This window comes from Micromonospora sp. KC723 (genome assembly GCF_004348595.1).
In the GTDB taxonomy this organism is placed as follows: Bacteria; Actinomycetota; Actinomycetes; order Mycobacteriales; family Micromonosporaceae; genus Micromonospora.
Genome location: NZ_SMKD01000233.1, coordinates 1 through 5,249, shown reverse-complemented (window position 1 = coordinate 5,249; position 5,249 = coordinate 1). Strand labels below are relative to the sequence as shown.

The window sequence follows — 5,249 nt, the reverse complement described above, 5'->3', positions numbered from 1 at the left end:
CCCCCGCCCTGTTGGACCCGGGGTTGGCGGCGCCGTCCCGACCGGTCAACGGGCCGGGACGCACCGGAACGGGGCGGTGGATGGTGGTCCTGGGATCACTCTGCCCGGGCCGGGGGGACGGTGCGGGGGAAACGGGGAACGTCCCGGCCGGAGGTGGTCCGCCTGGTGCGCAGACGACGGCGCCCGCCGCCGCGATACGCGGTGGCGGGCGCCATGGGGTGGCGGCGCGTCAGTCGTCGCCCTGGAAGTAGCTGATGAGCCGCAGCAGCTCCAGGTAGAGCCAGACCAGGCTGACCACGATGCCGAACGCGGCGGTCCACGAGTATCGCTGGGGCAGCCCCATCCGGACACCCTGCTCGACCTCGTTGAAGCTCAGCACGAAGCTGAGCGCGGCGACCACCACGACGACCAGGCTGAAACCGATCGCCAGCGGGCTGCCGTCACGCAGGCCGGTGTTGACACCGAAGAGCGCCAGCACCAAGTTGATCAGCATGACGCCGAACAGGCCGGCCATCACGGCGATCATGCCCTTGACGAACTTCGGCGTCGCCCGGATGACCCGCGCCTTGTAGAGCATCGCCATCAGGAAGAAGACGCCGAAGGTGGCCACCACGGCCTGGAGCACGATGCCGTCGTAGAGCGTCTCGAAGGCCTTGCTGACCAGGCCCACGAAGGCGCCCTCGACCACCGCGTACGCGATGACCAGCGCCGGATTCGCCATCCGGGAGAACGAGATGATCAGGCCGAGGACCAGGCCGACGATGGCCGCGCCGATCCAGGCCGGACCGAGCAGGGCGTCCGGCACCAGCACCCAGGCGGCCGCGGCGGAGACACCGAGGATGCCCAGAAGAGCGACGGTCTTGACCACCACGTCGTCGATCGACATGGTGCCGGCCGCCACCGGGGCGGCGGGGTAGCCGGGCTGGCCCGGGTACTGCTGGGGAATGCCCGGCTGTCCGTACGGCCCGGGCTGGGCGTACCCGGCGGAACGCTCCCGCTCGGCCGCCTGGCCGAGCCGGGCGAGCACCGGGTTCGAGGTCTTCACTTTCAGGCCTCCCTCAGGGGGTCGTCGCACGCTTGGCGTGCCCTTACAGGGTACGACTCAAGGGCAAGGCCCGCCGCACGGCAACCTGTGGGATAGCTGAGAGTCTGCGGTGCCCGGGGCGGGGGTCGAACCCGCACGCCTTGCGGCAGCCGCTTTTAAGGCGGCCGTGTCTGCCGTTCCACCACCCGGGCAGGGCGGCACCGGCGCGTCGACACGCGGCAGTGCACGTGTCACCGTAACCGTTGCGGGGCCACGGGGCGTACCCCGTGCCGCTCGACGGCTAGGGTCGGGTTCGTGACCAGCGCAGCCCGTACGGCGCCCGGCCCCGACCGCGACCTGACAGTCGACCCCACCAGATCGGCCACGGCCGGTTCCCGCCTCGCCCGGTGGCGCTCACTACTGCGCCAGCACCGCGCCGACCTGGTCGTCGTGCTGGTCTTCCTCCTGCTCGCCGGATGGGTGAGCCACGAACTGTGGCCCGACCCGTCCGGTCGGGTGCTGGCCCTCAACCCGGCGGACCAGACACTCTACGAGTGGTTCCTGGCCGTCGACGCGCGAGCACTGCACGGCGACTTCCATCTGCTCACCGACAAGCTGAACGCCCCGGACGGGGTCAACCTGATGACCAACACCACGGTCATCGCGATCGGGGTGCTGCTCGCCCCGGTCACCCTCCTGTTCGGGGCACCGGTCACCTTCGCCCTGCTGGTCGGGGCGAACCTGGCCGGCACCGCCGTCGCCTGGTACCTGCTGTTCACCCGGACGCTGCGGGCCCGGCGGATCGCCGCCGCGCTCGGTGCCGGGCTGTGTGGCTTCGGACCGGGCATGGTGTCGCAGTCCAACAGCCACCTGCACATGACCGCACAGTGGCTGGTACCGGTGATCGTCTGGCTGGTGGTCCGACTGCTGCGCGCCGCCGACCCCGGGCCGGGACCGCTCGACCGGCGGCGGTTGGTCAGCTCCGCGGTGGGGCTGGCCGCCGCGGTGACCGTGCAGATCTTCGTCGGCGAGGAGGTGCTCTTCCTCGCGGCGGTCACCCTGCTGGTGATGACCGTCACATACGGCCTCGCCGACCGGAACCTGGTGCGCCGCGCGCTGCCCGGATTCGCCGGCGGCCTGCTGCTCGCCGCCGGGCTCGCCCTGGTCGTCCTGGGCCGGCCGCTGTGGTTCCAGTTCGCCGGCCCCCAGGGCGTGGCGGACGGGATGTTCAGTCCGCACTACTTCTCGGCCGACCTGCGCAGTTGGTGGACGCTGTCCCCGCTGTCGGTGCTCGGCGACGACACCTCGGCCCGGCTCACCACCGGACCGGCCGAGTACAACACCTTCCTGGGTCTGCCGCTGCTGCTGGTCACCACCGGCTGCGCGCTCTGGCTGTCGCTCTCCGGCCGGCCACGCCGACCACTGGTGGTCGCCTGCGTCGTCGCGGCCCTGACCATGGGCGCGCTGTCGCTCGGCCCGCAGGTGGTCCTCGACGGCGACCGCACCGCGCTGCCCGGGCCGTACGCGCTGCTCGCCGGGCTGCCGGTGGTCGACGGCGCGTTGCCGACCCGGTTCGGGCTGGCGGTGTTGCCGCTGGCCGGCACGCTGCTGGCGCTCGCCGTGGACCGAGCGCTGCGCTGCCCCGGGCGGGCCCGGCGACTGGTCCCGGCGGTGGTCGGCGCGGCCCTGCTCACGGCCTTCCCCACTCCCCTGCCGGCCACCGACCGGCCGGCGCTGCCCGAGTTCATCAGCGGCGGCCACTGGCGCGAGTGCGTACGCCCCGGCGGGGTGCTGGTGCCGGTGCCGGCGGCCACCCCGAAGGAGCCCTGGCCGATGCGCTGGGCCACGGCGGCCGGCGTGCGGTTCGCGATCCCCGAGGGCTTCTTCATCGGCCCGTACGGTTCGGGCGGTTCCGCCGCGATGGGCACGTTCAAGCGGCCCACCTCGGAACTGCTGGCCGACGTGGCGCGGCACGGCGGGGAGCCGGTGGTCGACGAACGGCAGCGGCGGCAGGCCCGCGCGGACGCCGACCACTGGGGCGCCTCGTGCGTGGCGGTGACCGACGACGCCCCGCACGCGGAGAGCCTGCGCCGCACCCTGGTGCAGCTCTACGGCCCGGGCACCCGGATCGCCGACGCCTGGACCTGGCGGGTCTAGCAGACGACGAAGGGCCTCCCCCGGCAGGAGAGGCCCTTCGTCGTACCGTGCGTCAGGTCCGCTTGCCGGCACCCACGGGCTGCTTCGGCGGCGCGGAGGCCTCGGCGAACTCCTCGCGCGGATCGTGCAACTGGCCGAGGGCGACGACCTCGCGCTTGAGGAAGAACGCCAGCGACCAGTCGACCACGACCCGGACCTTGCGGTTGAACGACGGGATCCGGCTCATGTGGTACGTCCGGTGCATGAACCAGGCCGGCCAACCGGTCATCTTGATGCCGTACACCTGGGCGACGCCCTTGTGCAGGCCGAGGCTGGCCACGCTGCCGGCGTGCTTGTGCTTGTAGTTGACCGGCTCACGCCCACGGATCACGTTGACGATGTTGTCGGCCATCCGCGTTGCCTGACGCACGGCGTGCTGCGCGCTCGGCGAGCAGTAGTTGCCGGGCTCCTTCGTGAGGTCCGGCACGGCGGCGCAGTCGCCCGCGCTCCACGCGCCCTCGACCACCCGGTCGCCGTCGACGACCTGGAGGGTCGGCAGGCAGGTGACCCGGCGGCGGTCGTCGCGCGGGAAGTCGGTGGCGTCCAGCATCGGCGACGGCTTCACGCCGGCGGTCCACACGATGGTGTCCGCCGTGAAGCTGTCACCGTCGGAGAGCTTGACCACCCCGTCGACGCAGGACTCCAGCCGGGTGTCCAGGCGGATGTCCATGTTGCGCTTCAGCAACTGCTGCACCGTGTACGCGCCCATGTCCCGGTCGACCTCGGGCAGCACCCGCTGCGTCGCCTCGACCAGCACCCAGCGCATGTCCTCCGGCCTGAGCTCCGGGTAGTAGCGCAGGGCGTCGCGGGCCATGTCCTCCATCTCGGCGAGCGCCTCGATGCCGGCGTAGCCGCCGCCGACGAAGACGAAGGTCAGCGCGTTGCGCCGGACCTCGGGGTCGACCGTCGCGGCGGCCACGTCGAGCCGGTCCAGCACGTGGTTGCGCAGGTAGATGGCCTCACCGATGGTCTTGAACCCGATCCCGTGCTCGTGCAGGCCGGGAATCGGCAGCGTCCGGGAGACCGAACCGGGGGCCACCACGACGTGGTCGTACGGGATCTCCCTGGTCGGGCCGCTGATCGGCTGCACCACCGCCGTGCGGCGGGCGTGGTCGATCCGCGTCACCGCGCCCACCACGACCTTGCACTTGCGCAACTCACGACGCAGCGGCACCACGGCGTGACGGGGCGAGATGTTGCCCGCCGACGCCTCCGGGAGGAACGGCTGGTACGTCATGTGCGGCTGCGGGTCGACGACGACGACCTCGGCCTCACGGGAGCTCAGCTTCTTGGACAGGCGCAGAGCGGCGTACAGGCCGACGTGCCCGGCACCCACGACAAGGATCCGCTTCGGGTTCACGTCAACTATCTTTCCCCGGGCGGCTCGGCTAATCCCGGTCGAGACCCCCACTTGTGACGGAGCACAACCCCTGTGACCTGGACAACGTGCCCTGTCATCCCGCTATCTGCGACGCAACAACCAGCCCAGCAGCCCGCTGCACCCCACCGCCACCAGCAGTCCGGCCACCGTCGCGGTCTGGAAACCGGCACCGTCGCCGATCCCGCCCAACCAGGCCAGCACGACCCCGACGACCCAGGTGGCGAGGATCACCGCGGCGGCCCGGGTCAGCCAGCGCGCCAGCACGTCCGGGTCGACGAGCGCGTCGTAGGGCAGCACCGCGGCGAGCGCGCAGAGGGTGTGCCCCAGGTAGAGCGCCGCGGCCACGGCGAGTAGCCGCCAGAGCGCGATCGGGCGGTCGTACCCGGCGGACGCCAGCACCCAGCCGCCCACCGTGACCAGGGCCGCGAAGGTCGGCCAGACACGGCGCGGCGCAGCCGCCGGCAGCGCCGCCACCACCGCCAGGGCCAGCAGCGTCCGGGGCTGGAACAGCTGCGCCGGGTACGCCAGCAGCAGACCGGCCAGCACCACCACGAAGATGCCGGAACGCACCAGGAGTGTCGTCGGGGACACCCGACGCACCACGCGGCGTACCGCGTTGACCCGTTCCACCACCGCCTTCACCCGGCC

General features: G+C 72.2%; 4 protein-coding genes and 1 tRNA gene. 1 reads left to right on the top strand and 4 read right to left on the bottom strand.

The window, feature by feature from the left end; translation table 11 throughout:
* Positions 1-229 precede the first annotated feature (229 nt).
* Both E1165_RS27930 and E1165_RS27925 read right to left on the bottom strand, forming a co-directional pair.
* A complete protein-coding gene (locus E1165_RS27930) occupies positions 230-1,045 on the bottom strand; it encodes a Bax inhibitor-1/YccA family protein (RefSeq protein WP_132394685.1) in 816 nt (271 codons plus the stop codon).
* Between the two features lie 110 nt (positions 1,046-1,155).
* Positions 1,156-1,236, bottom strand: a tRNA-Leu gene (locus E1165_RS27925).
* 103 nt (positions 1,237-1,339) lie between these two features.
* Here E1165_RS27925 and E1165_RS27920 point away from each other — a divergent pair.
* The gene (locus E1165_RS27920) at positions 1,340-3,181 is read left to right on the top strand and encodes a hypothetical protein (protein WP_132394684.1); all 1,842 of its coding nucleotides are present in this window, start codon (positions 1,340-1,342) and stop codon (positions 3,179-3,181) included.
* 52 nt (positions 3,182-3,233) lie between these two features.
* Here the strand turns inward: E1165_RS27920 and E1165_RS27915 are convergent, their stop codons facing one another.
* Complete coding sequence (locus E1165_RS27915; protein ID WP_132394683.1) at positions 3,234-4,580, bottom strand: NAD(P)/FAD-dependent oxidoreductase; 1,347 nt, start codon at positions 4,578-4,580, stop codon at positions 3,234-3,236.
* Positions 4,581-4,682: 102 nt separating this feature from the next.
* Positions 4,683-5,243: a hypothetical protein gene (locus E1165_RS27910; protein ID WP_132394686.1), complete on the bottom strand. Its 561-nt coding sequence runs from the start codon at positions 5,241-5,243 to the stop codon at positions 4,683-4,685.
* Positions 5,244-5,249 lie beyond the last annotated feature (6 nt).